The 24,120-nt window shown below is 67.4% G+C and carries 24 protein-coding genes; 15 read left to right on the top strand and 9 right to left on the bottom strand.

Annotation, left to right across the window (positions count from 1 at the left end; genetic code table 11):
* Nucleotides 1-7: 7 nt before the first annotated feature.
* The gene (copC, locus tag AC5P6E_RS06275) at nt 8-385 is read right to left on the bottom strand and encodes a copper homeostasis periplasmic binding protein CopC (RefSeq protein WP_049481018.1); all 378 of its coding nucleotides are present in this window, start codon (nt 383-385) and stop codon (nt 8-10) included.
* A gap of 115 nt (nt 386-500) precedes the next feature.
* Nucleotides 501-1,355 carry a helix-turn-helix domain-containing protein gene (locus AC5P6E_RS06270; RefSeq protein WP_049481020.1) on the bottom strand — a complete coding sequence of 285 codons (855 nt, stop codon included), beginning with the start codon at nt 1,353-1,355 and terminating at the stop codon, nt 501-503.
* Between the two features lie 165 nt (nt 1,356-1,520).
* Here AC5P6E_RS06270 and AC5P6E_RS06265 point away from each other — a divergent pair, with 165 nt between their 5' ends.
* Nucleotides 1,521-3,677 carry a TonB-dependent receptor gene (locus AC5P6E_RS06265; RefSeq protein ID WP_495230779.1) on the top strand — a complete coding sequence of 719 codons (2,157 nt, stop codon included), beginning with the start codon at nt 1,521-1,523 and terminating at the stop codon, nt 3,675-3,677.
* Between the two features lie 57 nt (nt 3,678-3,734).
* Here AC5P6E_RS06265 and AC5P6E_RS06260 read toward each other — a convergent pair whose 3' ends face one another.
* On the bottom strand, nt 3,735-4,211 hold the full coding sequence (locus AC5P6E_RS06260) for a MerC domain-containing protein (RefSeq protein WP_495230778.1): 477 nt from the start codon (nt 4,209-4,211) through the stop codon (nt 3,735-3,737).
* Nucleotides 4,212-4,243: 32 nt separating this feature from the next.
* Here AC5P6E_RS06260 and AC5P6E_RS06255 point away from each other — a divergent pair, with 32 nt between their 5' ends.
* The 8 genes from AC5P6E_RS06255 (at nt 4,244) to AC5P6E_RS06220 (ending at nt 10,877) form a co-directional block, all read left to right on the top strand.
* The gene (locus tag AC5P6E_RS06255; protein WP_495230777.1) at nt 4,244-4,777 is read left to right on the top strand and encodes a ZrgA family zinc uptake protein; all 534 of its coding nucleotides are present in this window, start codon (nt 4,244-4,246) and stop codon (nt 4,775-4,777) included.
* Nucleotides 4,774-5,469, top strand: coding sequence for an ATP-binding cassette domain-containing protein (locus tag AC5P6E_RS06250; protein ID WP_019659824.1), 696 nt, complete (start codon nt 4,774-4,776; stop codon nt 5,467-5,469). Before AC5P6E_RS06255 ends, AC5P6E_RS06250 begins: the two co-directional genes overlap by 4 nt.
* Complete coding sequence (locus AC5P6E_RS06245; RefSeq protein ID WP_143994656.1) at nt 5,462-6,715, top strand: ABC transporter permease; 1,254 nt, start codon at nt 5,462-5,464, stop codon at nt 6,713-6,715. The genes AC5P6E_RS06250 and AC5P6E_RS06245 overlap by 8 nt, the downstream gene beginning before the upstream one ends.
* Before the next feature lie 2 nt (nt 6,716-6,717).
* Complete coding sequence (locus AC5P6E_RS06240) at nt 6,718-7,269, top strand: DUF3299 domain-containing protein (protein WP_043396119.1); 552 nt, start codon at nt 6,718-6,720, stop codon at nt 7,267-7,269.
* Nucleotides 7,259-7,879 (top strand): DUF3299 domain-containing protein, encoded by a 621-nt coding sequence (locus AC5P6E_RS06235; RefSeq protein WP_071305288.1) that lies wholly within the window; start codon nt 7,259-7,261, stop codon nt 7,877-7,879. The genes AC5P6E_RS06240 and AC5P6E_RS06235 overlap by 11 nt, the downstream gene beginning before the upstream one ends.
* On the top strand, nt 7,879-8,625 hold the full coding sequence (locus AC5P6E_RS06230; protein ID WP_071305287.1) for a hypothetical protein: 747 nt from the start codon (nt 7,879-7,881) through the stop codon (nt 8,623-8,625). The genes AC5P6E_RS06235 and AC5P6E_RS06230 overlap by 1 nt, the downstream gene beginning before the upstream one ends.
* A 151-nt stretch (nt 8,626-8,776) precedes the next feature.
* Entirely contained in the window at nt 8,777-10,309 is a 1,533-nt protein-coding gene (locus AC5P6E_RS06225) for an MFS transporter (protein ID WP_071305286.1), read from the top strand.
* Between the two features lie 4 nt (nt 10,310-10,313).
* Entirely contained in the window at nt 10,314-10,877 is a 564-nt protein-coding gene (locus AC5P6E_RS06220) for a TetR/AcrR family transcriptional regulator (RefSeq protein ID WP_049481037.1), read from the top strand.
* Nucleotides 10,878-10,971: 94 nt separating this feature from the next.
* Here AC5P6E_RS06220 and AC5P6E_RS06215 read toward each other — a convergent pair whose 3' ends face one another.
* Complete coding sequence (locus AC5P6E_RS06215) at nt 10,972-11,853, bottom strand: AraC family transcriptional regulator (protein ID WP_049481039.1); 882 nt, start codon at nt 11,851-11,853, stop codon at nt 10,972-10,974.
* 106 nt (nt 11,854-11,959) lie between these two features.
* Between AC5P6E_RS06215 and AC5P6E_RS06210 the strand changes: the two genes are divergently transcribed.
* Nucleotides 11,960-12,496, top strand: coding sequence for a carboxymuconolactone decarboxylase family protein (locus AC5P6E_RS06210; protein WP_019337220.1), 537 nt, complete (start codon nt 11,960-11,962; stop codon nt 12,494-12,496).
* A gap of 38 nt (nt 12,497-12,534) precedes the next feature.
* On the opposite strand, the gene fdhD is transcribed toward AC5P6E_RS06210, so the two are convergent.
* Nucleotides 12,535-13,383 carry a formate dehydrogenase accessory sulfurtransferase FdhD gene (gene fdhD, locus AC5P6E_RS06205; protein WP_495230776.1) on the bottom strand — a complete coding sequence of 283 codons (849 nt, stop codon included), beginning with the start codon at nt 13,381-13,383 and terminating at the stop codon, nt 12,535-12,537.
* Between the two features lie 244 nt (nt 13,384-13,627).
* On the opposite strand from fdhD, the gene AC5P6E_RS06200 reads away from it, so the two are divergent.
* Together AC5P6E_RS06200 and AC5P6E_RS06195 are read left to right on the top strand one after the other, a co-directional pair.
* Entirely contained in the window at nt 13,628-15,913 is a 2,286-nt protein-coding gene (locus AC5P6E_RS06200; RefSeq protein ID WP_495230775.1) for an FdhF/YdeP family oxidoreductase, read from the top strand.
* A 477-nt stretch (nt 15,914-16,390) separates the two neighbouring features.
* Complete coding sequence (locus AC5P6E_RS06195; RefSeq protein ID WP_100050621.1) at nt 16,391-16,930, top strand: DUF411 domain-containing protein; 540 nt, start codon at nt 16,391-16,393, stop codon at nt 16,928-16,930.
* Between the two features lie 115 nt (nt 16,931-17,045).
* Here the strand turns inward: AC5P6E_RS06195 and blaL1 are convergent, their stop codons facing one another.
* The 4 genes from blaL1 to AC5P6E_RS06175 all read right to left on the bottom strand — a co-directional run bounded on the left by blaL1 (nt 17,046) and on the right by AC5P6E_RS06175 (nt 21,872).
* Nucleotides 17,046-17,918: a L1 family subclass B3 metallo-beta-lactamase gene (blaL1, locus tag AC5P6E_RS06190; protein WP_495230774.1), complete on the bottom strand. Its 873-nt coding sequence runs from the start codon at nt 17,916-17,918 to the stop codon at nt 17,046-17,048.
* A gap of 95 nt (nt 17,919-18,013) precedes the next feature.
* Complete coding sequence (locus tag AC5P6E_RS06185; RefSeq protein ID WP_495230773.1) at nt 18,014-20,443, bottom strand: TonB-dependent receptor; 2,430 nt, start codon at nt 20,441-20,443, stop codon at nt 18,014-18,016.
* A gap of 71 nt (nt 20,444-20,514) precedes the next feature.
* On the bottom strand, nt 20,515-21,351 hold the full coding sequence (locus tag AC5P6E_RS06180) for a FecR family protein (protein WP_430371429.1): 837 nt from the start codon (nt 21,349-21,351) through the stop codon (nt 20,515-20,517).
* Nucleotides 21,348-21,872 carry an RNA polymerase sigma factor gene (locus AC5P6E_RS06175; RefSeq protein ID WP_241874860.1) on the bottom strand — a complete coding sequence of 175 codons (525 nt, stop codon included), beginning with the start codon at nt 21,870-21,872 and terminating at the stop codon, nt 21,348-21,350. The genes AC5P6E_RS06180 and AC5P6E_RS06175 overlap by 4 nt, the downstream gene beginning before the upstream one ends.
* A 202-nt stretch (nt 21,873-22,074) precedes the next feature.
* On the opposite strand from AC5P6E_RS06175, the gene AC5P6E_RS06170 reads away from it, so the two are divergent.
* The 3 genes from AC5P6E_RS06170 to AC5P6E_RS06160 all read left to right on the top strand — a co-directional run bounded on the left by AC5P6E_RS06170 (nt 22,075) and on the right by AC5P6E_RS06160 (nt 24,044).
* Entirely contained in the window at nt 22,075-22,341 is a 267-nt protein-coding gene (locus tag AC5P6E_RS06170) for a hypothetical protein (RefSeq protein WP_010485461.1), read from the top strand.
* Between the two features lie 9 nt (nt 22,342-22,350).
* Nucleotides 22,351-23,523 carry a low temperature requirement protein A gene (locus tag AC5P6E_RS06165; RefSeq protein ID WP_495230772.1) on the top strand — a complete coding sequence of 391 codons (1,173 nt, stop codon included), beginning with the start codon at nt 22,351-22,353 and terminating at the stop codon, nt 23,521-23,523.
* An 86-nt stretch (nt 23,524-23,609) separates the two neighbouring features.
* Nucleotides 23,610-24,044 (top strand): EamA family transporter, encoded by a 435-nt coding sequence (locus AC5P6E_RS06160; RefSeq protein ID WP_029550730.1) that lies wholly within the window; start codon nt 23,610-23,612, stop codon nt 24,042-24,044.
* Nucleotides 24,045-24,120 lie beyond the last annotated feature (76 nt).

Here is a 24,120-nt window from a genome sequence, read left to right as displayed (position 1 = left end):
GGCAGCCTTACTTCACGGTGAAGCGGTAGCTGCCGGTGATCGGGTGGCTGTCCTCGCCCACCGCGCGCCACTGCAGTGCGTAGCTGCCTGCCGGCAGCGGCTTGGCGAAGCGCGCACGCAACGTGTGGCCATCTTCGGAGAGGTCCTGCGCGGTGTTAGGCATGGCCATCTTCATGCGGCCATGGTCCATGCTCAGTTCAATGCGGGTGGCACGCGGCATCACCTTCTCACTGAACTGCAGCGTGATCTCGGTCGCCGGGGCTACGGTGGCGTCGGCGGCCGGCGTCGAACGCACCAGGCTGGGATGGGCCAGCGCCGGCGGCACAACCGCGAGGCCGGACAGGAGAAGAACAAGGGAGACGGAGCGGATCGGGAAGCGGGTCATGCGCGGGACACCTGTGGGAGAACTGGCCCTCAGGGTGAAGAGTGGCGCCTTTCGCTGCTCTGACGCGGACATTACCGTCTTGTAATGTTGGTTGGCTGCCGGCCAGCGGCCGGCACTACCGGGTACGTGACTGCGCGATCCATGCAGACGGCGAACAGCCGAGCACGCGGCGGAATGCCGCGCTGAACTTGCTGGGATTGGCATACCCGCTGGCCAGGGCAACATCGGTGACACGGCGGCCCTGCGCGAGTTCGGTGCGCGCCCAGTGCATGCGGCGCTGGGTGAGGAACGCGTAGGGTGGCAGGCCTGTGGCCGCGCGTAGCGCCCGACTGAACGTTGCGGCCTCCATCTGCACTGCAGCAGCCAGCTGTGGGACCGTCAGCGCCCGACCGTGCTGCGCGTCGATGTAGGCCTCCAATTGTCGCAGCCGTCGTGCCGACAGCGCGGACGTGGTGCCGCGTGCCTCGCGAGGTTGGCCGGCAAGCTGGCCCAGGCGGTGCAACAGCACCTGCGCGCCATGCTCAAGGAAGCCGGGCAGGCAGGCATCGGCCTGCGTGCTGCACCACAACGCGCTCAGCACCGCGGACACCACCGGATCGCGGTGCAGCCGCGCCGCCAGCGGCTGCAGGTGATGCAGCGTCTGCACGTTGTGCGGCAGCATGCGGGTATCGATGGCGATCCCGATCAGATCCACTGACGGGCTGACATAGGTGCCGGTGTCTGCGGGCAGCACCAGGTTGAACTGGCCAGGTCGCCAGGAGGCCTGCAGAAGACCGTTGAGGGTGTGCTGCTGCAGTCGTCCGCCGCCGCCCACGGCCATGCCCAGGCGAAGCTGGTGCGGATGCCCCATCTCACCTTCACCTGCGTCGAAGTGGTGGCGCAGCAGCACCACCGCGCCATCATTGCTGGCGTGAACCGCAGGGGGCTGCGGGCCGGCTTCCTGCAACAGCTGGTCGGCGAGGGTTGGCATTTCGGATCCGGGAATGGAGCAGTGCCGCCCGGAATGGAGTGGCAGCGCGGCGCGGGTGTTACATGATAACACTCTTGTCCCGCGCTGCCGCCGCTCGCGCGTCCTCCAGTCCAGCCCGTCGAGGTCTCCCCGTTGAAGTCGTCCACGCCTGCCGCCGCCCTCGTTGTGGCATCCCTGCTCATTCCCGCAATGCCCGTGCTGGCCCAGCAGGCCGACCCGGCCACGCTCGACGGTGTACGCGTCACCGGTTCAAAGCGCGATACCCCCTACCTGAAGAGCGACCTGTCGGTGACGGTACTCGACAGGCAGGCGCTGAAGGAGGCCGGTGTCACCGAGTTCCGTGACCTGGACAATCTGGCGCCGAACGTGAAGTTCAACGCGATGGGCCAGCTCAGCAACATGTTCATCTCGATCCGTGGCATCGAGTCCAATCCGTTCCTGGTCAACCGGGCCTCGGTCTACATCGACGGCATTCCGTTCCGTGAGCTGAGCAATGCCGTGCTCAACCAGGTAGAGTCGGTGGAGGTGCTGCGCGGGCCGCAGGGCACGCTGTACGGTGCCAACAGCGAGTCGGGGCTGGTGCTGGTGCGTACACGCGGCCCGGCCGATGCGCGAGAGGGCGAGGTCAATGTGCGCAGCACCTGGTTCGGCAACGGCAATGGCACCGCTCTCGATGGCTTCCTGGCAGGGCCGTTGAACAAGACGGGCAGCCTGTCCGGCTCGGTGGCGTTCATGGGCTCGGATGAGGACGCCTACCTGAAGAACCTCACGCCGTCCGGTGCGCGCGGCAGGGTGGGCGAAGGCTACCTGCAGGGCAAGCTGCGCTGGCGGCCAAGCGACTATGTTTCGGTGAACGCGCTGGCCTATCACCTGCGCACCCGCGCGCCCGGCATGTTCGAGTACGAGTACCTGCCGCTGGACACCGACCTGTACAACCGCACCTACGGCACGTCGCTCAACGGTGGCCGTCGTGCCGGTGATTTCACCTACATCAACGACGCACCCAAGCGCACCGAAAAGGATGAGTCGGTTGCGGGCCTGAGCGCGCAATGGCAGCTGCAGGCAGGCACGCTGGACGTGGCCGCCTCCTGGCGAAGCGAGGAAGTGACCTCCGCCGGCTATGACTTTGACATGACCCAGAGCCCAGCATTGGCAGGCCGCATCTACGACCGGAAGCGCGAGTGGACGGCCGAGGCGCGCTTCAGTTCGCCCAGTGACCAGGCCCTGACCTGGATGGCCGGTGTGTCCACCTACCGCAACAGCAAGGATTCGATCCTTGGCACGTTCGTCGGTCCGGCGCTGCGTGGGCTGGACAGTTACAACCTGGCGCCGCGGCAGACCTCGAAGGGCGAGGACTACAGTGTGTTCGCTACCGCCAGCTACACCTTCCCCGCGCAGCCCAAGCTGACCGCCAGTGCCGGCCTGCGCCATGAGCAGGCGCGGCGTTCCACCGAGCAGCGTTCCGGTGCGCTGGATCTGGGCGCCGGTGGCCGCGTCCTGTACCGCGACGCCGCGCTGGCGCATACCTTCACGGCGACGCTGCCGCGGGTGTCGCTGCGCTACGACGCCACTGACGATCTGTCGTTCTATGCCGCCTCGGCCAAGGGCTACATTCCAGGTGGCTTCAACCTGGCCGCAGCGCAGAGCGACGTGGTCAACGACAAGGTGCTGCGCTACGAATCCGAACGCATGTGGAGCCACGAGCTGGGGTTCAAGATGAATCTGGCCGGCGGTCGTGGCCACATCGGCGGGGCACTTTTCCACATCACCTCGGACAACTGGCAGGAGATCCAGGTGGCCACCGATGCCAACGGCCGCCCGATTTCGTCGGACTACGTGGGATCGGACGCCTCGATCCGGTCGCGGGGTGCAGAACTGGAGGGGGTGTTCGAAGTAGTGCCTGGCTTCACGCTGATGGCGAATGTGGGCTACGTCGACGCGAAGTACACCAAGCTGTGGGTCACCGTCGACCAGAACCTGGATGGCAAGCGGGTCAAGTTGACGCCGCATTACACCGGCTATCTGGCCGCACGCTACCAGTTCGAGTCTGGACTTTACGCGCGGCTGGAGTCGCAGTTCACCGGCTCCAGCGCACTTGACGAGCGCAACCGCGCCTTCCAGCCGACCGTCGCCGTGCTGGGTGCGCAGCTGGGCTACGAAACCGGGCCGTGGAGTGCACGGCTATTCGTGCAGAACCTGACCAACAAGCGTCGCATCAACGGCCTGATCTTCGACAATCTGGCTTTTGGGCGTGATGGCAACTACTACGGCCCGGTCGACAGCCCGCGCATCTTCGGCGCGGAACTAGGCTACCGCTTCTGATGATAGGTAGTGCCGGCCGCTGGCCGGCATTTTCGGGGCGCTGGCCAGCGGCCGGCGCTACCGGCGGTTACGCAACGCCCGTCGATTGCCGACGTGCGCCGCCGCCAACAACACGCCACCACATGCCGTGGCCACGCCATGCCAGAGCAGCGATTCCTTCAGCGGCAGGTACAGAGAGGCCGACAGCAGCAGGATGGCGCCGGCGCAGGCCACCCGCAGGGGCTGCCAGCGCCCGTGCCGGTGCACGCCGGCCGAGGTGCTCGCCAAGGCCAGCGAGGAGGCCAGCAGCGCGAACAGCCATTCCCAGCGCGACATCATCAGCAGCAATGTCATCGCGCCATGGCCGGGATGCTGGAACGAGCGCAGCGCCATCATCGCTGCCGGCACGAAGGCCAGCAGCAGGGGCAGGGCGATGCAGTGGGCGGCGCAGGCCAGGGACAGCCAGGCACCGGCAAGATCGAAGCGGGGGTGCCAGCGTGCCGAAGTTGGCGGCTGGGCCAGGGCCCTTGCGGGGGTCGTGGGAATGTGGTCCATAATGTTACATAGTAACAATTGGAGTCTTTCCCATGAAGCTTCCCGCTGCTCTTTTCCTGCTGCTGGCTGCCAGCGCCGCGCAGGCCCACGACATCCGCCAGAACGCACCGCATGTGCATGGCCAGGCGACAGTGGATGTTGCGCTTGACCAGCAAACCCTGGAATTCGCCCTTCAGGCCCCCGGCATCGGCATCCTCGATTACGAGCGGCCGCCGGCCAATGCAGCCGAGCAGGCCGCGCTGGCACGGGCTACGACAGTGCTGAAGGGAGGCAGCTGGGTCACCTTGCCCACCGCTGCGGGCTGCCGTCTGGCCACCAGCAAAGCCGATGCGGAGGGCTTCGACGCGACGGCCGCCGTGCCGCCGCCGGGACAGCACCGGCACGCAGGTTTCAGCGCAACGCTGCAGTACCACTGTGCCAAACCTGCCGCGCTGCGCGCCATCGTCGTGCGCCTGCCCGTACTTTTCCCGGGCCTGCACGAAGTCATCGTCAACAGCGCAACCGCCAATGGTCAAAACCGCAGTGTGCTGACGCCCGACAACCTGCGCGTGGTGCTGGCACCGTGAGCGCGGCACCGGTGATCTCGCTGGAAGACGTGCAGTTCGGCTACGGCACGCGGCTGGTGCTGGACATCCCGCGGTTGTGGGTCGAGCAGGGCAGCAGCGTGTTGCTGCGCGGAATCAGCGGTGGCGGCAAAAGCACCCTGCTGGGCCTGCTGGCGGGCGTGCTGCTGCCCGGCAAGGGCCGTGTCGAGGTGGCCGGCCACGCACTGCAGGACATGGGTGGTGCGGCGCGGGATCGTTTCCGTGCCGACCAGTTGGGCGTGATCTTCCAGCAGTTCAATCTGCTGCCGTTCCTCACCGTGCGCGACAACATCGCGCTGGGCCTGCGCTTCTCGCGCCTGCGCAGCGCACGCATCAGCGGGCCGCTGGATGCCGAGATCGCCCGCCTGCTGCAGGCCCTGCAGCTCAATCCTGAGCTGATGCAGCGGCGGGCGGGTACGCTCAGTGTTGGCCAGCAACAACGCGTGGCGGCAGCGCGCGCCCTGATCGGCCGTCCGACGTTGCTGCTGGCCGATGAGCCCACCTCGGCGCTCGACCGCGAAGCGGCGAGCGCCTTCCTGCAGCTGATGTCCGCGCAGTGCCAGGCGGCCGGCACCACGGTGCTGGTGGTCAGCCATGACGACAGCCTGCAGCCGTTGTTCGATCGCACCATTTCACTGACCGAGATCAACCAGGCAGGTGCCGGCCATGCTTGAGCTTGCCTGGGCCAGCCTGCGGAGCCGCGCGTTGAGCGTGGGCCTGACCGTGCTGGTCATCACCCTCAGCGTGGTGCTGCTGCTGGGCGTCGAGCGTGTACGCACGCAGGCGCACGAGGGGTTTGCCAGCACCGTATCGGGCACCGATCTGATCGTCGGTGCGCGTTCGGGACCGGTGAACCTGCTGCTGTATTCGGTGTTCCATATCGGCGACCCGACCAACAACGTGTCCTGGCAGTCCTACCAGGAGCTGTCCGCATTGCCGCAGGTGAAGTGGTCGGTGCCGTTGTCGCTGGGCGATTCCTGGCGCGGCTACCGGGTAGTGGGTACCACTGGCGGCTACTTTGAACACTATCGTTATGGTTCCGGCCACGCGCTGGCCTTTGCACAGGGGCGGCCCTTCGATGATCTGTATGACGCGGTGATCGGCGCGGAGGTGGCTCGCGCGCAGAAGGTCGGCCTCGGCGACGAGATCGTGCTGGCGCACGGCACCGGCGCGGTCACGCTGGCCACGCATGCCGACAAGCCGTTCCGCGTTGCCGGCATCCTGCAGCGCACCGGCACGCCGGTGGATTCGTCGCTGCTGGTCTCGCTGCCGGCCATCGAGGCGATCCATGTTGACTGGCGATCGGGCGTGCAGCTGCGCAGCCAGAGCGTCAGCGCCGAGCAGGCGCGCCACCTGGACCTGACCCCGACCAGCATCACCGCCTTCATGCTCGGCCTGAACTCGCGCATCTCCACGTTCTCGGTACAGCGCAGGATCAACGAGTATCCGGACGAGGCGATGCTGGCGATCCTGCCCGGCGTGACCCTGCAGCAGCTGTGGCAGTCGCTGGGCACCGCCGAGCGAGCCCTGCAGCTGATCAGTGCAATGGTGGTGCTGCTGGGCATGGTCTCGCTGGTGGCGCTGCTGGTCTCCACCCTGCAGGAGCGGCGGCGCGAGATGGCCATCCTGCGTGCCACCGGTGCGCGACCGGGCTACATCGCGGGCCTGCTCGTGGTGGAAGCGGTGGCGACCAGTGCGGTGGCCAGCGTGCTGGCCCTGTCGCTGCTGGTGGTCGCCAGCATTGCCGGGCGCGGCTGGGTACTGGCCACCTTCGGTCTGTCGATCACCCATGTCTGGCCGGATGGCCGTGAACTGGCATGGGCTGCGGGCGTGCTGCTGATCAGCGCCGTAGCCGGGCTGGTCCCGGCGTTGCTCGCTTACCGGCGCACCTTGGCCGATGGCCTTTCACCGGGAGGCTGAGCATGCGATGGATGCGGGTAGTGGCAATGGTGCTGGCGCTGGCCGCCTGTGAGCGGCCGGTGGATACCGGCGTACAGGCCTTGCCACCCTCGCCGGTCGTCGACCGCGATGACCCTGCAGGCGCTGTGGAGCAGGAGCTGGACTGGTTGCAGATGATGCCCAAGGACGAGCTGGCCGCGCTGGAGCGGGGCGAGGGCCCGGAGGTCGAGCACAACGGCAACCGGCGCATGCCGCAGTTCGGTACCTTCCGCACGGTGGACACGGTCCTGCAGCGGCCGGTGCGCCTGCCGGGTTACGTGGTGCCACTGGCCAACGCGCAGGACGGGCGGCTGACCGAATTCCTGTTCGTGCCGTACTACGGCGCCTGCATCCACGTGCCACCACCGCCACCGAACCAGATCGTGCACGTCGTGCTGCCGCGCCCGATCGAGATGCCGGACATGTACTCACCGTTCTTCCTGGCGGGCACCCTGCGCGCCGAACGGTTGGATGACGATCTGGCCGGTTCGGCCTACACCATGCGTGACGCACAGCTGAGGCCCTATGAACCGTAGTCACCTGTTGCTGGCGGCGGGATGCCTGTGGTTGGCAGGCTGTACGGCGCCGGGCGGCGATGCCTTGGTGGTCGGGCCGCAGGACAAGCCGGCGCCCTCCGCCACGGCCGAAGCCCCCATCGACCGTTGGGACGCGTTGCGACCCGACGAAGTGAGCTACCAGCGCCCACCCCCGCAGATCGGCCTGTCACGCAATGGCATGGAGGGCGTGGGTGGCCTGATCGACGACACCGGCTCGGGCACGCCACCGGGGCTGGAGATCGACCATTCCAGCCCGGACCGGGCCAAGCAGTTCGGCTCCTCGCGCGTGGTCGACGCTGTCGACGGTCGCGCGGTGGATCTGGATGGCTACGTGGTGCCGCTCGGCACCAACGATGCCGGCCTGGTCGATGAACTGCTGTTCGTGCCGTTCTACGGCGCGTGTATCCATGTGCCGCCGCCGCCACCCAACCAGATCATCCACGTGACCCTGGCGACACCGATCGCGCTGGGCGATCTGTGGGATCCGTACCGGCTTGCCGGCCGCCTGCAGGTGAAGCGTTTCGACGCGGACATCGCCAGCGCGTCCTACGATGCCGCGGCAGCCACGCTGACGGCGATCCGCAACTGATGCGCAGGCGATGGCTCATGGCTACCGGGGTGCTGCTGGGCGCGGTGGTGCTGCTGGTGTGGTGGCAGCGGCAGCGCGCACCCACCGCGCCGCCTGCGGTCGCGTTTCCGGCACCGGCGTCCGATGCCAGCCAGCGTATCGAACAGCGTCTGGGTGATGACCCCGCGTTTCGCAACGACGTGCTCTTCCTGCTCGCAGCAACATTGCGCGACCGCTGCCAGCCGGCGCAGGCGGGGCTGCTGGCGCGCATGGCCAATCGTGCATCGCTGCCGGTGCTGGCGGCAGTCAGCGCGGTGACCCAGCAGGACCCATCGCTGGACCGGCCGATCTACCAGTACATCCAGCACCGCGCCGATGCGACGCCGTGCGGGCAGCCGCTGCAGATGCCGTTGGCCGGTGGGCGCAGCATGGCCGTGGACATCGAACAGTATGCGCGCACGTTTCCGGACAGCTACTTCGACCCGCAACGCAGCAGCGAACCGCGGGATTTTGGTGGACTGTCGCTGCAGCAGCGTGCCGGCAACGCCTGCAACAGCGTGGTGTATTCGGTGCTGCCGCTGGGTGGCGCCGACTGGCGGTGCAGCAGCCTGCGCGCGAATGCCCGTGCGCGGGTGCGCGGCCTGTGCGAGGACGAGCTGCGGCGCCAGCATGGGGGAACTGGCGGGGAACTGGACATGGCCGTGGGGAAGGGCATGCAGGCGGCGGTGGTATCGGCGATTGCCGCACTGCCGGAAGATTGCCGGTGATGATCCCTGACACCGGGCACGACCCGGCATGAGGGGCACGACAACATGAACATTGCCCGGGCCCCAATCTGAATTGGTGGCGCTGTTTTCATAACTATACAGGACATCCTGTATATTTATGGCCGTATTCCACCCCCGATCAGGTTCTCCCATGGCTTTGTCCCAGCCCTTGGCCGGTGCGCCGGCCCTGTCGCGTGCCCGTCGCTGGGCACTGTTGTTCACCGTCGCCGCTGGCCTGCTGCTGGTCACGCTCGACAACTCCGTGCTCTACACCGCGCTGCCCACCCTGACCGAGGAACTCTCGGCCAGTGCCGGCCAGGCGCTGTGGATCATCAACGCCTATCCGCTGGTGATGGCCGGCCTGCTGCTGGGTGCGGGCACGCTGGGCGACCGCATCGGTCACCGGCGCATGTTCCTGATCGGCCTGGTGGTGTTCGGCGTCGCCTCGCTGGCAGCGGCGTTCGCTGACACCGCAACGCAGCTGATTGCCGCGCGTGCATTCCTGGCGATCGGTGCCGCAGCGATGATGCCGGCCACGTTGGCGTTGATCGGACTGAGCTTCCACGAAGAACGCGAACGCAACATCGCCATCGCGATCTGGGGTTCGGTCGCCATCGTCGGTGCGGCGCTCGGCCCGATCATTGGCGGCTGGCTACTGCAGCACTTCTGGTGGGGCTCGGTGTTCCTGATCAACGTGCCGGTGGTGGTGGTCGCGTTCGTGGCCACGCTGCTGCTGGCGCCGGAAGGACAGCGCGACACCTCGCGGCCATGGGACCTGGTGTCGTCAGTGCTGGCATTGGCTGCACTGTCCGGCCTGGTGCTGGCGATCAAGTCGCTGATCGCCACGCCGCCCTCATATGCGCTGGGCGCAGCCGCGCTGGTGTTGGCCGTCATCAGCGGTGCGGCGTTCGCGCGCCGCCAGCAGCAGCTGCCGTACCCGCTGCTGGACTTTGCGATCTTCCGTAATCCGGCGTTCCTGGCCGGCACACTGTCGGCGGTGTTCACCCTGTTCGCGATGGCCGGCCTGCAGTTGGTCACCACGCAGCGCTTCCAGCTGGTGGCAGGTTTCACGCCGCTGCAGGCGGGCCTGCTGGTGTCGGTGGCGGCACTGGGCAGCCTGCCCAGTGCGCTGCTCGGCGGCAGCATCCTGCACCGGGTGGGCCTGCGCCCGCTGATCTGTGGTGGCCTGGCCGCAGGTGCGCTGGGCGTCGGCGTGGTGGCGTTCGGCTTCCTGCACGGCCTTGGTTGGGTGGCGGCTGGCATGGCCATCACCGGCTTCGGTATGGGTTCGGCCATCTCGGTGGCGTCCACCGCCATCCTCAACAACGTGCCGGCGCACCGTGCGGGCATGGCCTCGTCGGTGGAAGAAGTGTCCTATGAGTTCGGTGGCCTGCTGGCGGTGGCGATGCTGGGCAGCTTGAGTGCCGCAATGTACAGCGCGTTCCTGCCGGTCTCGGCCGATATGCCCGCGCTTGCCCGCGAGGGTTTCACCCAGGCGCTGCATGCCGCGCGCGAGAGCGGGCAGGGCGAGTGGTTCGCACTGGCTGCGGCCGCGTATGACCGTGGCTACCAGATCGTGCTGCTGGTGATCATGGCGGTGCTGGCGCTGGGTGCGGCGATCATCGCGCGCCTGCTGCGCGGCCGCGTCGGCAGCCGCGAGGGCGCGGCCGATCGCGTAAAATGAAGCGATGAGAACCAGCAAGCGCGATCGCATCCTCGACGCCGCCGTCAACGTGATCAATCGTGACGGCGTGCGCGCGGTGACCTTTGAGTCGGTGGCGGCCGAGGCCCAGCTGACACGCGGTGGCCTGCTGTATCACTTCCCGTCCCGCGAGGCGCTGCTGCGGGGGATCGACGAACACCTGGTACAGGCCTGGGAGACGTCGATGGAAGCGTTGCTGGGCAAGACCGCCGAGCAGGCCACTGCGTTGGAGCGTTACCAGACCTTCGTGCGCGTGTCGGCCCAGAGCGCCACCCGTGCCGAGCTGATGTTCATGCTCGAATCGGCCGACCCGGACGCCGAAGAGCGCCCGTGGGGACCGGCGGTGCGTCGCTGGGCACCGCTGCCGCCGGAGGCGGGTACAGCGGAAGACAGCGCAGCGCTCGACAATTTCGTGGCGCGGCTGGCCGCCGATGGCCTGTGGATCTACGAGGCGATGTACGAAGGACAGCTCGATGAAGGCGTGCGCGCCCGTGTTGCCGAGCGCATCGCCGGGCTGCTGGCGAAGCCTGATGGGTCACCGCACTTGTAGCGTCGAGCCATGCTCGACTGCTCTTCGGTCAGGCAACGAAAACCCCGCGCTTCGCGCGATAGCTGACCCGCGGTCGACTCTACCCGTTACCTATTTACCCAGCCGGCGTTGCGCTCGCGGCCAACCACGCCCTCGGCGAGGCCCCCAACCGTTTGCGGAACGCTTTCGACAGCGACGCGGTATCGGCAAAGCCCACCTCGATCGCCACCTGCTTGACCGCCACGCCGGCCCTCAATTGCGCGCAGGCCAGGCTCAGCCGCCAGTCCAGCAGATAACTGGCCGGCGTTGCCTGCATCACGTCCTTGAACACGGCCGCGAACGCGCTGCGCGACATGCCGGCAGTCGCGGCCATGCGCGGCAGCGTCCATTCGTCCTGTGGCGCCTGGTGCATCGCCACCAGTGTGCGTGCCAGCCGTACATCGGACAGCCCCCGCATCAGCCCATGGCTGACGCCGGCCGCATCCGGGTGGTCCACCACCCAGCGCAGGATCTGGATCAGCGCGACCTCGAACAGGCGGTTGGTCAGCAGCCGTGAACCACAGCGCTGGCGATCGGCCTCGGCGAACAGCAGGTGCAGGGTGTCATCCAGTTCGCCGATCGCGGCCAGTGGCACCACCATCACCGGCGGCAGCGACTGCACGATCGGATTACGCGCGCCGCCATCGAAATCCAGCGTGGCGCAGGTGAAATCCGGGCCTTCCAGCGGTGCATTGAAGAACACATGGTGCAGCGGTTGCGGATACAGCAGCAGGCTGGGTGTGTCGATCTTCAACCGGGGCAGCGCGATATCGCCGTCGGGATGACGGACCTCCATTTCACCCTGGCGCAGGATGTGCAGGAAGGCACGACCGGGCTGCGGCTCGAAGACATGGCGCCCGCACAGCGGACCGCTGTGGAACAGCGCGGCCTGCACCCGGAAGCGTTCCAGCAGGGAGGAGAGACGGTCGGGTGGGGAGGTGTCGGTGGGCGTGCTCATGGATGAATGGACAACATGTGTGGCTGATTGCGCCTGAAGCGTCCAGCGAGTCTACCTAGGATGAGCGGGTCGTCCAATCCCGGGCGCTTTCCCAAGGAGATCCACCATGTCCCGTGTCCCCCTGATCGATGCCGCCAACACCACCGCCGACCGCGAGGCCCTGCTGGGTCAGGTCCACGCTGCCTTCGGCGCCACCCCGGCCATGTTCCGCGCCGTGGCCAACTCGCCAGCCGCCCTGCAGAGCATGTGGGGTTCGTTCGGCGCGCTGGGCGGCGGTCGCCTGTCGCCGCTGCTGGGCGAGCAGATCGCCGTGGCCATCGCCAACCGCAATGCCTGCGAGTATTGCCTGGCCGCACACACCGCGCTGGGCCGCAAGGCGGGTGCCAGCAGCGAGCAGATGGCCGCTGCACAGATCGGTCAGTCCAGCGATCCGGCCACCTCGGCGGCATTGGACTTCGCGCTGAAGGTAGTCGAGCAGCGTGCGCAGGTCACCGATGGCGATGTGCAGGCGCTGCGTGCGGCCGGCTTCGACGATGAGCAGATCGTTGAGATCCTCGCCCACGTAGCGCTCAACCTGTTCACGAACTACGTCAACGTAGCGTTCGACGTGCCGGTGGACTTCCCGAAGGTGGCGCTGCGCTGAGCTGTGCCAGACCGGGGGCGTCGTGCTCCCGGTCGTTCTCAGTCGTCCCGGTTATCGTTCGCCTGCAGCCGCTCGGGATGGGTATACACGTTGAATCCGCTTTCCCGCGCGAACCCGACCAGGCACAGGCCTGCACTACGGGCAAGGTCGATCGCCAGCGCGGTCGGTGCCGAGACAGCAGCCAGTACGCTGACGCCGGCCCGTACGGCTTTGCTGACCATTTCGTAGCTGGCGCGGCTGGAAATCACCAGCAGCCCCCCCTCGATCGTGTGTTCATTGTGATGCAGGGCGCCGATCAGCTTGTCCAGCGCGTTGTGGCGGCCGACGTCTTCGCGCACCCAGCCGATGCGACCGCTGGCGTCGGCCCAGGCCGCGGCATGGGTCGAACCGCTCACCGCATTCATCGGCTGATGCTGCACCAGCGTGGCCAGCGCCCGTTGCAGGGCTGCTGGCGGGTAGGTTCGCCGTTCGCGCACCTCGGGCAGTGGCCGCAGCACTTCCTCCAGCTGGCGCGTGCCGCACAGGCCGCAGCCACCGTGGCCGGGCAGCAGGCGCCCGTTGGCCGGATCCAGGTCGGCACCGGGTGCATCCTCGGTCACGGTCATCTGCAGCTCGATGCCTTCCAGTTGCGGTCGTACCTCGATGGCCAGCAATTGGGCAGGCGTAGCGATCAATCCCTCGCTGAGCGAGAAGCCCAGCGCAAAGTCCTCCAGGTCGCAGGGTGTGGCCATCATCACCGCGAAGGCGGCGCCGTTGTAACGCAGCGCCACCGGCACTTCCTCAGCCACCACGTCGACCAGCGGCTGTTGCCCCTCGCTGCGCCAGCGCTGCAACGGGCGCAGGGCCGTGCCGGCAGGCGGGGTGTGCGGTGGGGTCGAATCAGGCATGCAGCGCGTCCGGACTAAGGAGATACGCAGGTGGTGGATCACCCACGGCGTCGAGAATAGCGCAGTGGCCATGCGCTGACGCGGGTGTAACCGTTGTCATGGCAGGCTGCGCTGAAAACAGCGTGCACCCACTGGCGAAGCCGTGCAGGCCGTGTTTGACTGTGGGGCTGGCCGTGCGTTGGAAAGCACCGCCGGACCGCGTTGTGCCCATTGTTGCCGCGTTCCTCCCGCCAGGTTCCCGAACATGTCCGAGCAGAAGCCACCGCGTTACAAGCCGTACAACCAGCCGGCCGGTGGCTGGGGTGCCGCCGGTGCCACGGCCAAGGTGCTGCTGCAGCAAAGCGTGATCGGCAAAGGCTCGAAGGCGTTGCTGGCGATGAACCAGCCGGGTGGCTTCAAGTGCCCCAGCTGCGCGTTCCCCGACGCCGACGAACGCAAAAAGCTGGAGTTCTGCGAGAACGGCGCGAAGGCGCTGGCCTGGGAGGCCACCCAGTTCCGCGCCGGTCGCGAGTTGTTCGCCCAGCACACCGTTACCGAACTGATGGCGCAGACCGACTACTGGCTGGAGATGCAGGGCCGGCTGACCGAGCCGATGCGCTACGACGCAGCCACCGACCACTACGTGCCGTGCAGCTGGGATGATGCCTTCGCGCTGATCGGCCGCCACCTGCAGGCGCTGGACAGCCCGCACCAGGCCGAGTTCTACACCTCCGGGCGCACGCCCAATGAAGCGGCGTTCCTGTATTCGATCTTTGTGCGCGAGTTCGGTACCAACAACTTCCCGGACTGCTCGAACATGTGCCACGAGCCGACCAGCCGCGGCCTGCCGCCGGCCATCGGGGTGGGCAAGGGCACGATCGTGCTGCAGGATTTCGAGCACGCCGAGGCGATCTTCGTGATCGGCCAGAACACCGGCACCAATTCACCGCGGATGATGAGCAACCTGGTCGAGGCGCGCAAACGCGGCATCCCGATCGTGGCGGTCAATCCGATGCCCGAGCGCGCCCTGATCCGCTTTGCCGAGCCGCAGGACGTGGTGCAGATGGCCACGTTCGGTTCGACCGAGATCACCAGCGAGTTCGTGCACATCCGTATCGGCGGCGACCTGGCTCTGATCAAAGGCATGATGAAGGTGATGTTCGAGCGCGAGGCGCAGGGCGAGCGCGTGCTCGACCATGCGTTCCTGTCAGAGCACACGGTGGGCCTGGAGGCGCTGCGCGAAGACGTGATGGCGCAGGACTGGGACGAGATCGTGCAGGTGTCCGGCATTTCGCAGGCGCAGATCCGACGCTGTGCGGAGATCTACATCCGCTCCAAGGCCACCGTGATCTGCTACGGCATGGGGCTGACCCAGCACCAGTATGGCTCGCGCCTGCTGCAGCAGGTCGCCAACCTGCTGATGCTGCGCGGCAACTTCGGCAAGCCCGGTGCGGGCATCGGGCCGATCCGTGGGCATTCCAATGTGCAGGGCGACCGCACCGTCGGCATCGACGAGAAGCCCAAGCCGGCCTATCTGGACCGCGTGCAGCAGGTGTTCGGCTTCGATCCGCCGCGTGAGCATGGCCATCATGTGGTTGAATCCATCGAGGCGATGCTGGACGGCAGCGCCAAGGTGTTCATCGGCCTGGGTGGCAACTTCATCCATGCGGTGCCCGATACGCCTCGCGCGTATGAAGCGATGCGTGGGCTGGACCTGACCGTGGGCATCGCCACCAAGCTCAACCGCGGTCATCTGGTTCATGGCCGCGATGCGCTGATCCTGCCGGTGGTGGCGCGCTCGGAGCGCATCGTCACGCCGGCCGGCGAGCAGTTCGTCACCATCGAAGACGCGATGTCGAACGTGACCGCCTCGCGCGGCGTGCTCGAACCGGTCAGCACCGAGGTGCTGCCTGAGGTCGAGATCGTCTGCCGCATGGCGATGGCTGCGCTGCCGCACAGCAAGGTCGACTGGGCGCGCTGCATGCACGACTATGCGCCCATCCGCGATCTGATCGCTGCCGTGTACCCGGAGATCTACACCGGCTTCAACGAGCGCATCCAGCAGCCACACGGTTTCCATCTGGACATTCCGCCGCGCCGCCGCGTCTGGCCCACGCCCAATGGCAAGGCCAACATCCTGGTGATGCCCGGCCTGGACGTGGACGATCCGGTGCACGATCCGGACATGTTGCGGTTGGCCACGGTACGCTCGCACGATCAGTACAACACCACCATCTACAGCTACAACGATCGCTATCGCGGCGTGTACAACGATCGCATGGTGCTGTTCATGAATATCGAGGACCGGCTGGCGCGCGGACTGCAGAAGGAGGCGCTGGTCAGCCTGGAGACGATCAGCGGCGATGGCGTGCAGCGGCGCATCGAGGGCCTGACCGTGCTGGACTACCCGATGCCGCGCGGCGCGCTGGCCGGTTACTACCCGGAGCTGAACCCGTTGTTGCCGCTGGACTACTACGACCGCATCAGCGGCACGCCCGCCGCCAAGTCGATTCCGGTGCGGGTGCAGGCGATGGCCGCGGCGATTGCGTAGCGCGCGCATCGGCTATCATCGGCGTGTGAACCTCCCTGGCCTGCTGCTGCGATGGATGTTGCTTGTCGCCCTGGTGCTGAATGCACCGGCGCTGGCGCTCGCCGCGTCTTCGTACAGCGGCCCGGCCAGCCAGGACCATTGCGCTGCACCGCATTCGGCGGCCATGGCCGGATGCTGCGACGATGCAGCATCAACGGTCTGCCAGAGCAATGAGTGCGAATGCCCGCCGGCCAGCCTCGGCATGCTGGCCTCCCTGAGCGGAACGCCCGCCTTGCCATGGCGTGAGGCGCCTTTGCCAGCCAGCGCCCAGCAACGCGCACCGCCGCCGTTGCCGGACCCGTTACGGCCTCCCATCGTGTGATTCCCTGCAGGCCTCAAGTGCCTGCCATAGCTGCTCGACTCATTCTCGACTCTGCCTGTGCCTTCGATGCGCAGGCAGCGGGCCGCGTTGCCCGCATCTGCAAAGGAATCAACACCATGAACCGTTCTCTCTCCGTCGGCCTGCTGCTGGGCACCGTGCTGGCCACCTCCGCCTGCGCGCGTGCCGCCGAAGAATCCGCCGCCACGCCGGTTGCCAGCGAAGCCCCTGCGGCACCGATCATGGCCGGTCCGTCGCAGGTGGATCCTGCACTGCCCATCGCCATCGTGCACAAGACTGCCAGCTGTGGCTGCTGCGGCATCTGGGTCGATCACCTGAAGGCCGAAGGCTTCCAGGTGGATGTGCGCGACACCGACGACATGAACCCGATCAAGGTCCGCCTGGGTGTACCGGTCGGCAAGGCGTCCTGCCACACCGCCGAGATCGGTGGTTACGTGGTTGAAGGCCACATCCCGGCCGAGGACATCAAGCGACTGCTGGCCGAGCGACCGGCGGTGCGCGGGCTTGTGCTGCCCGGAATGCCGGCCGGTTCGCCGGGCATGGAAATGCCCGACGGCTACGTGCAGCCATACACTGTCGAGCTGGTGCGCACCGACGGCAGCACCGAGCCGTTTGCCCAGCACGGGCAGGGTGGCTGATGGTCGCAGGTGCCGGTCGCCCTGACCGGCACCTTCCCACGTGTCCTGTGTAGAGCCGAGCCCACGCTCGGCTGTTTTCTTCCGGCAAGCCGAGCGTAGGCTCGGCTCTACAGGATCAGCGGTGTGCCGCAGCTTCCCTGGCCAGCTGCGCGTCGAACGTCTTCTCGGCCGCATCCGCGTAGGCGCTGCAGGTCAGTGCCTTGGCGCCGGCCTTGCTGCCGGCGGCATAGTTCCAGTTGCTGGCACCCGGGTGCGGGGTCAGCAGCAGTTCGCAGGGCAGGCCGCGCACGGTAGTGAAGCTGCGCTTGTAGTCCTCGATCAGGCGCGGATAGCGCGGGTTGCCCGCCAACTTGTAGCCCGGCGCGCTCAGGCTGTCGGCGTAGGCGATGCGCACCGGCTTGCCGTCGCGCGTATCGGTCCAGGTCCAGGCGGTGCTGCCCGGGGTGTGCCCCGGCATGAAGTGCGCGGTGAATGCGATGCCGCCCACCGTGACCACTTCGCCATCCATGATGATGCGGTCGGCGCTGGTGGGCGGATAGGTGATGCCGTCGCCAAAGTGCAGGTCGTTGCTGCCGCCGCGCGCCAGCAGCACCGCTGATTCGGCATTGGCCACCACGTGCGCGCCGGTGCGACGCTTGAGCTCGGCCACCGGGCCGGCGTGGTCGGCATGCGCATGGCTGAGCAGGATCAGTCGCAGGTCCTGCGGGGCCACGCCGCGCACCTTCATGTTGTCCAGCAGGTGGCCGGCCATCTGTGGCATGCCGCCGTCCAGCAGCACTGCGCCCTCGGCGGTCTGCACCAGCAGCGCGGTCAGGTTTTCGGTACCGATCTGCCAAGTGTGGTCGGCGATCTGCAGCGGTGCCATCGGCTGCAGCCAGGAGGTGTCCACGGTGTAGGCCCGCAGCTGCGGCAGTGGTGCGTCGGCGGCACTGGCGTGCGCGACCGGAGCAGCAGCGGCCAGGGCGAAGGCGAGCAGGGAACAACGCATGGTTCACGTCCGTTTGAAGGAGGCCCAGAAACTAGCATGGGCCCCCTTCATCGCGTCTCGCATAGATTTCATGGCTCCCATAAGGGCGCCATGGATCAGTACCGGTACTGCCACCCCAGCGTCAGCACCCGGCCGCGGCCGGAGAAATAGCTCGGATTCGACGGCGTGGTCTGCGAGTAGTAGCTGATGTACTGCTTGTCCGCCAGGTTCTGCACGCCCAGCGTGAAGGCGTGCTTGTCCAGCGTATAGCGCGCGACCAGATCCAGAGTGGTGTAACCCTTGAACTCCGCCACCTGCGCGCCACGCAGGTCGAAATCACGGTCGAAGGCATGGCTGGCCTGCAGGCGCGTGCTGAGCTGCGGCGTCCAGCTCTGTTCCCAGAACGCGGTCAGCCGGTTCGGTGCGATGTTCACACCAGCCAGGTCGCTGTCGAGGCGACCGTCAACGTCGGCATCGTAGCGGCCGTTGGCGCGCGCATAGCCCAGGCCAAGCCGGCTGTCGCCCAACCGCAGGCGCAGGTTGCTTTCAAAGCCTTCCACGCGGGTGGCCTGGCGCTGCACCGCATAGGCATCGATGCCCGGATCGTAGATCAGTACCGAGCCGAGCCTGGATTCGGAGGTGTAGTAGGCGATGTCGCCGCTGAAGCGGCCATCGTCGTACTCCAGGCCGATCTCGCGGTTGTCCGACACCACCGGTGACAGGTCGATGAGGCTGTCCACGCGCTGGCCGTCGCGGTTGATCGCGCGCAGCACGCGGCCGACGTCGGCCACGGTGTAGCCTTCCGAGTACGAGGCATAGGCGTTCAGGCGGTCGTTGATGTACCAGACCGCGCCGAAGTTGGGCAGGGTCTCGCTCATGGTCGGCTTGCCGCCAGCCACCTTGCGAGCGCCGTAGCGGGGCAGGGTGGTGTAGTCACCCACGTCCAGCTCGCCCTTCTCGTAACGCAGGCCGCCGGACAGCATCAGGTGATCGGTCGGCCACCAGTGCAGCTGCAGCAGCGGTGACAGGCTCTGGTAGGTGGTCTGCGGCACCCAGTTCATGCCACTGGCCAGCAGCACCTGGTGGGTGCGGTCGCGCAGGCCGTCCAGGCCCAGGGTCACGTCCAGCGTGGTGTCGGCGACGCGGGTCCAGCTCTGGGTCAGCTTGAAGCCGCGCTTGTCCGATTCGTTCTGGGTCTGGTCCCAGGCGGCGTTGGCGCCGGTGTTGCCCCACGGGTCCCACTGGCTGGCACCGTAGCGGCCTTCGAAATCCACCGCGAAGGCCTGCGCCTGGAAACGGCCACCGAGCAGGTCGGCGGCGCTGTAGTCCACCGTCAGCGAACGCGAGCGGTTCATCGGCGGATCGAGTGGCGTATCGCCGGGGACCGAAATGGTCGGGCGACCGGTCCGGTAGTCACCGTTGATGGCCAGGTAATTGTCCCGCCCGCGCAGTTCGTAGCGGTTGGCCATCACCTGCAGGCGGTGGCCTTCGGCAATGTTCCAGCCCAGCTTGGCGAACACGATCGATGAGGTCGAGTCCATCAGCTCGCCCTGCGCGTTGGTGCCGATCGATCGGCCCTCGCCGTCGTGGTACAGGCCCTGCTTCTCATAGGCCAGGCCGGCAACCAGGTCGAACTGCTCGCCGCGCACGCCCACCAGGGCCGAGCCGCGCTGGCCATTGTCATCGTGGCGGCTGGGCAGGGCGGAGCTGTAGCTGACATTGGTGTCGAGCAGGAACGCGCCAGGCTCATTGGGCGCACTGCGGGTGATGATGTTGACGATGCCGCCGGTACCGCCGATGCCCTGCAGCGCGTTGGCGCCGTGGATGACCTCGATGCGCTCGATCATCGCCGGGTCGATGGTGTGCGAATCACGCGAGCCATCGCGCAGCGGCGTGGACTGCGGCACACCGTCGACCATGTACAGGATGCCGCGGCCGCGCATGGTTTCGCCGTAGTTGGACATCTTCTCGCGCGCCGGGGCAAACGCCGGGATCTGCGACGACAGCACTCGCGACACATCCGAACCCAGCGCCAGCTGCTGGGCGATGTCCTCGCGGGTCAGCACCGTGATGGTATTGGGCATGGCGGTCTCGCCCTGCGGCATGCGCGCGGTCGACGCCGATACCGTGACGCGGGCCAGCGACGTCGCCGTGGCGGATTGCGGCGCCGAAGACGCGGCCCGGGCCGAGGGGCGCGGCGTGGCCGGCGCGGATGCGGCACTCACCACGAACACACCCGGCGAACGTTCCTGCAGGGCCAGGCCTTGCCCGGCCAGCAGCCGCTGCAGGGCTTCGCGCGGGGTGTAACGGCCATCAACAGCCGGGGCGCTGCGGCCGCCTACGCTGTCGGCCGCAAACAGCAGCTGGATGCCACTCTGCCGCGCCAGCGAGTTGAGCGACGCCTGCAACGGGCCGGCCGGCAGATGCAGCTCGATGGGTGCGGACGCAGCGGTCTGCGCCGTGGCGGGCAGGGCTGCACACAGGCAGGCAGCGAGCAGGGTGGGGGCCAGCCGGCGCAGGGCGGCAGGCGGAACAGGGCGGGTCATGCGGGGGTCCTTCGGAAGGGTTCAAGCACCTGCCGGATGGGACGGCGCGCAACCCACCCTCGGTGTGGCATTCAATCGCGGGCGCGCAGATGCAGGCTGCCATCGGTGCCGGCATGCACCTGCACCGGCAGGATCTCGGGCAGCAGCGCGAGTACGGTCTCGGCGCGGTCGGCATCGAAGACGCCCGACACCTGCAGGGGCCCCAGCGCTGGGTCGTCCAGCACGATGGGACGGTCGTGATAGCGCTGCAGGATGCGCAGGACCTCGGTCAGTGGCATGCGGTCGAACTGCAGGCGTCCGGTGGTCCAGTCCGCCTGCTCTGGATCGATGGCTTCCGGAGGTGACAGCGAACCGCGCTGGGCCAGCAGGCGCTGCCCTGGCTCCAGCCGCTGTTCGCTGCCGCCCTCGTCGACGCGCACGCCGACCTCGCCGCGCCACAGTGTCACTTCGCTCAGTTCCCCCTGGCGGTCGACGTCGAACACCGTGCCGTAATTGCGCACGTGGACCGGGCCGGCATCCACCCCGAAGCGTCGCCAGGCCGAGTGCTGCACCTCGAAGCGTGCCCGCCCTTGTTCCAGCAGCACCTGCCGGGAGCGCAGATGGCGGCGCACCTGCACGCGGGTGCCTGCATCCAGCTGTACCCGACTGCCGTCGGCCAGGACGAGTTCACGGCGTTCGCCCACGCCGGTCTGGTAATCGCGGACCTGCCAGGCCGGGTCGGCCACGAGTACGGCGCCGGCCAGCACCAGCAACACGGGCAGTACCCGCTTCGCGCCGCCACCCCGGCGGCGCAGCGTTTCCGGGTCGGGCAGCGGAAAGCGTTGCTTCAGGGCGTCCCGATGCTGGTCCAGGATCTGGTCGGTGCTGGGGACTTCGGGTGGCGGCGGTGGTGCAGGTGCATCGCTCATTGCAGCGTGCCCTGCTGGCGGCAATCGGCCATGGCCAGCCGCAGGTGACGCTCCACCGCCTTCAGGCCGATGCCCATGCGCTGCGCGACGTCGGCCTGCGGCAGCGCGTGGATCTTGTGCAGGATGAAGACCTGCCGGCGCCGGCAGGGCATGCGCTCGATGGTCGCGCTCAGGCGCTGCAACGCCTGCTGTCCCTGCGCCTGCTGCTCGGGGCCTGGGCGTGGGCAGGCGTCATCGGGCAGTTCGGCACGCGACTCCACCCAGTGCCGGCGCAGAGCCTCGGCGCGGCAGCGGTCCACCGCCGCATCGTGGGCGATGCGCCGCAGCAGTGCGATGGGTTGCCGTGCATCGTAGGCGGCGGGGCGTTCCAGCAGCCGCACGCAGACGTCGTGCACCACTTCACGGGCCAGCCCTGGCGACCGGAAACGGCAGCGCAGGTACTCCACCAGTTCCTCGTAGTGGCGCACCAGCGAGGACACCAGCGGCAGCGCAGGAGGGTGTGGGGAAGGTAGTCGGGACATCCGGACCGGAAGCAGGGGCAAGGGGCGGGCACGGGGAGGGCATCCCTGCGCGATGACGCAATACTAATGGGAACCGTTCTCGTTTGCTATGTGGTTCGGGGATTGGGATTGTTCGGGGAGGCTGGAAAGTGAAACCACGATCATCGGCTGGAGCGCAGAATCGGCCGCGGCTAGCCTGCCAGCAGGCTCAAGGAGATGGACCATGCACGTGCTTCTGGTGATGGTGGGTGGGGTGCTGTTGTTGGGGGTGTTCCTGCTCTTCGGGCGGCTGTGGAGCGTAGGCCAGTCACAGCTGCCCACGGCCCTGATCGCGTTCATCGCCACCTGGCTGCTGGTGACGGTGGCCAACATGTGGGTGGGCGTGAGCAAGGCCGGCTACGCCGTCCGGGAGGAGCTGCCGATCCTGCTGCTGGTGTTCGCGGTGCCGGCCTTGCTGGCCGGTCTGCTGTACTGGCGCCTGGCGCGCTGAAGGACGGCCATGAGCACACGACTGCGACTGCCTGCCCTGCGCCAGCGCGATGGCCACCACGCCCGCGTGACCTACGAAGAGCTGTTCTTCGACCTCGTCTACGTGTTTGCGGTTACCCAGCTCAGCCACCATCTGCTGCATCACCTGGATCTGGTCGGGGTGATGCAGACCCTGGTGCTGTGGTTCGCGGTCTGGCTGGGCTGGCAGTACGCCTGCTGGGTCAGCAACTGGTTCGATCCGGAGACGCCACGCATCCGCAGCCTGCTGTTCGTCACCATGCTGCTGGCGTTGCTGATGTCCTCATCCATTCCCGAGGCCTTCGCTGAACGCGCCTGGGTCTTCGCGGGGGCCTACGCCACCATGCAGGTCGGGCGCACGGTGTTCGTGCTGCTGGAGGTCGGGCGCAACCATCCGCTGGCGCCCAATTTCCGCCGCATGCTGGCGTGGGTGAGCGTGTCGGCCTGCTTCTGGCTGGCAGGCGCTGCTGCCGAGGGCAACCTGCGCCTGGCCTTGTGGGCGGTGGCGGTGGCCTGCGAGTACATCTCGCCGATGTTCGGCTTCGCGTTTCCGGGGTTGGGCCGTTCGCACACCCGCGAGTGGACCATCGAAGGCGGGCACCTGGCCGAACGTTGCCAGTTGTTCGTCATCGTCGCGCTGGGTGAAACGTTGCTGGCCACTGGCGGCGTGCTCAGCGAGGTCGAGCACTGGAGCGGCGATGTGGTCTCGGCGGTGCTGGCCACCTTCGCCGGCACCATCGCCATGTGGTGGTTGTATTTCGGCATCTCCAGCCGCGATGCCACCGCGGCGATCACCCATTCCGAGGACGCCGGGCGGATGGGGGCCAACTTCCACTACGTGCATGCGCTGCTGATCGCCGGCATCATCGCCACCGCGGTCGGCAATGACCTGGTCATGGACCATCCTGGCGCGGCGGTGACCCTGGTCTACGCTACGGTGCTGGTTGCCGGACCGTTGATCTACCTGCTGGGCAGCGCCTTGTACAAGCGCATCGTGTACGGGCGCGCCCCGTATTCGCATCTGGTCGGTGCAGTGGCGTTGGTCGTGTTGGGCGTGGTTTTGCCGCACACCCATCTGCTGGCCGCTGGCTGGCTGACCAGCGCGGTGCTGCTGGCGGTGGGCTTGATGGATACGCAGTTGAAGCGTCGCCTGCAGCGCGCATGATCCGCACGCGCCGTTGCCGGACTTGCGCGGGCGGGCGATGAGAGTAGCGTTGTCGGCACCCCCCTTTGAACCGGGAGCAGCACTTCATGCAGAACCTGCCGCAATGGTTGTTGTGGGCCGGACTGTCTGCCGTGTTCGCAGCGCTGACCGCGCTGTTCGCCAAGGTTGGCGTCAAGGGCGTCGACTCGGACCTGGCCATGGCGATCCGCACCCTGGTGGTGGCCGCGGTGATCCTGCCGCTGGTGGTGGTCACCGGCAAATGGTCCAATCCCTTGCTGCTGCCGGGCCGCACCCAGCTGTTCCTGGTGCTGTCGGCACTGGCCACCGGCGCTTCATGGCTGTTCTATTTCCGCGCGCTGCAGAGTGGTGAGCTGGCCAAGGTCGCAGTGGTCGACAAATTCAGTGTGGTGCTGGTGATCGTGCTGGGCTACCTGCTGCTGGGCGAACGTCCGACGCTGCGGGAGTGGAGCGGCATCGGCCTGGTGGTGGCCGGGGTGATCGTACTGGCGACGAAGAAGTAGCGGCGTTCAAACCCATCGACGAGGGAGAGCAGGATGCAGGGCGAAGCGCGCGGTACCCACGTGTAGAGTCGACTGT

It is taken from the genome of Stenotrophomonas sp. YJH_SMC_16, assembly GCF_059367875.1.
Note: the sequence above shows the minus strand (reverse complement) of the source record. Positions and strands in the feature narration are given on the sequence as shown.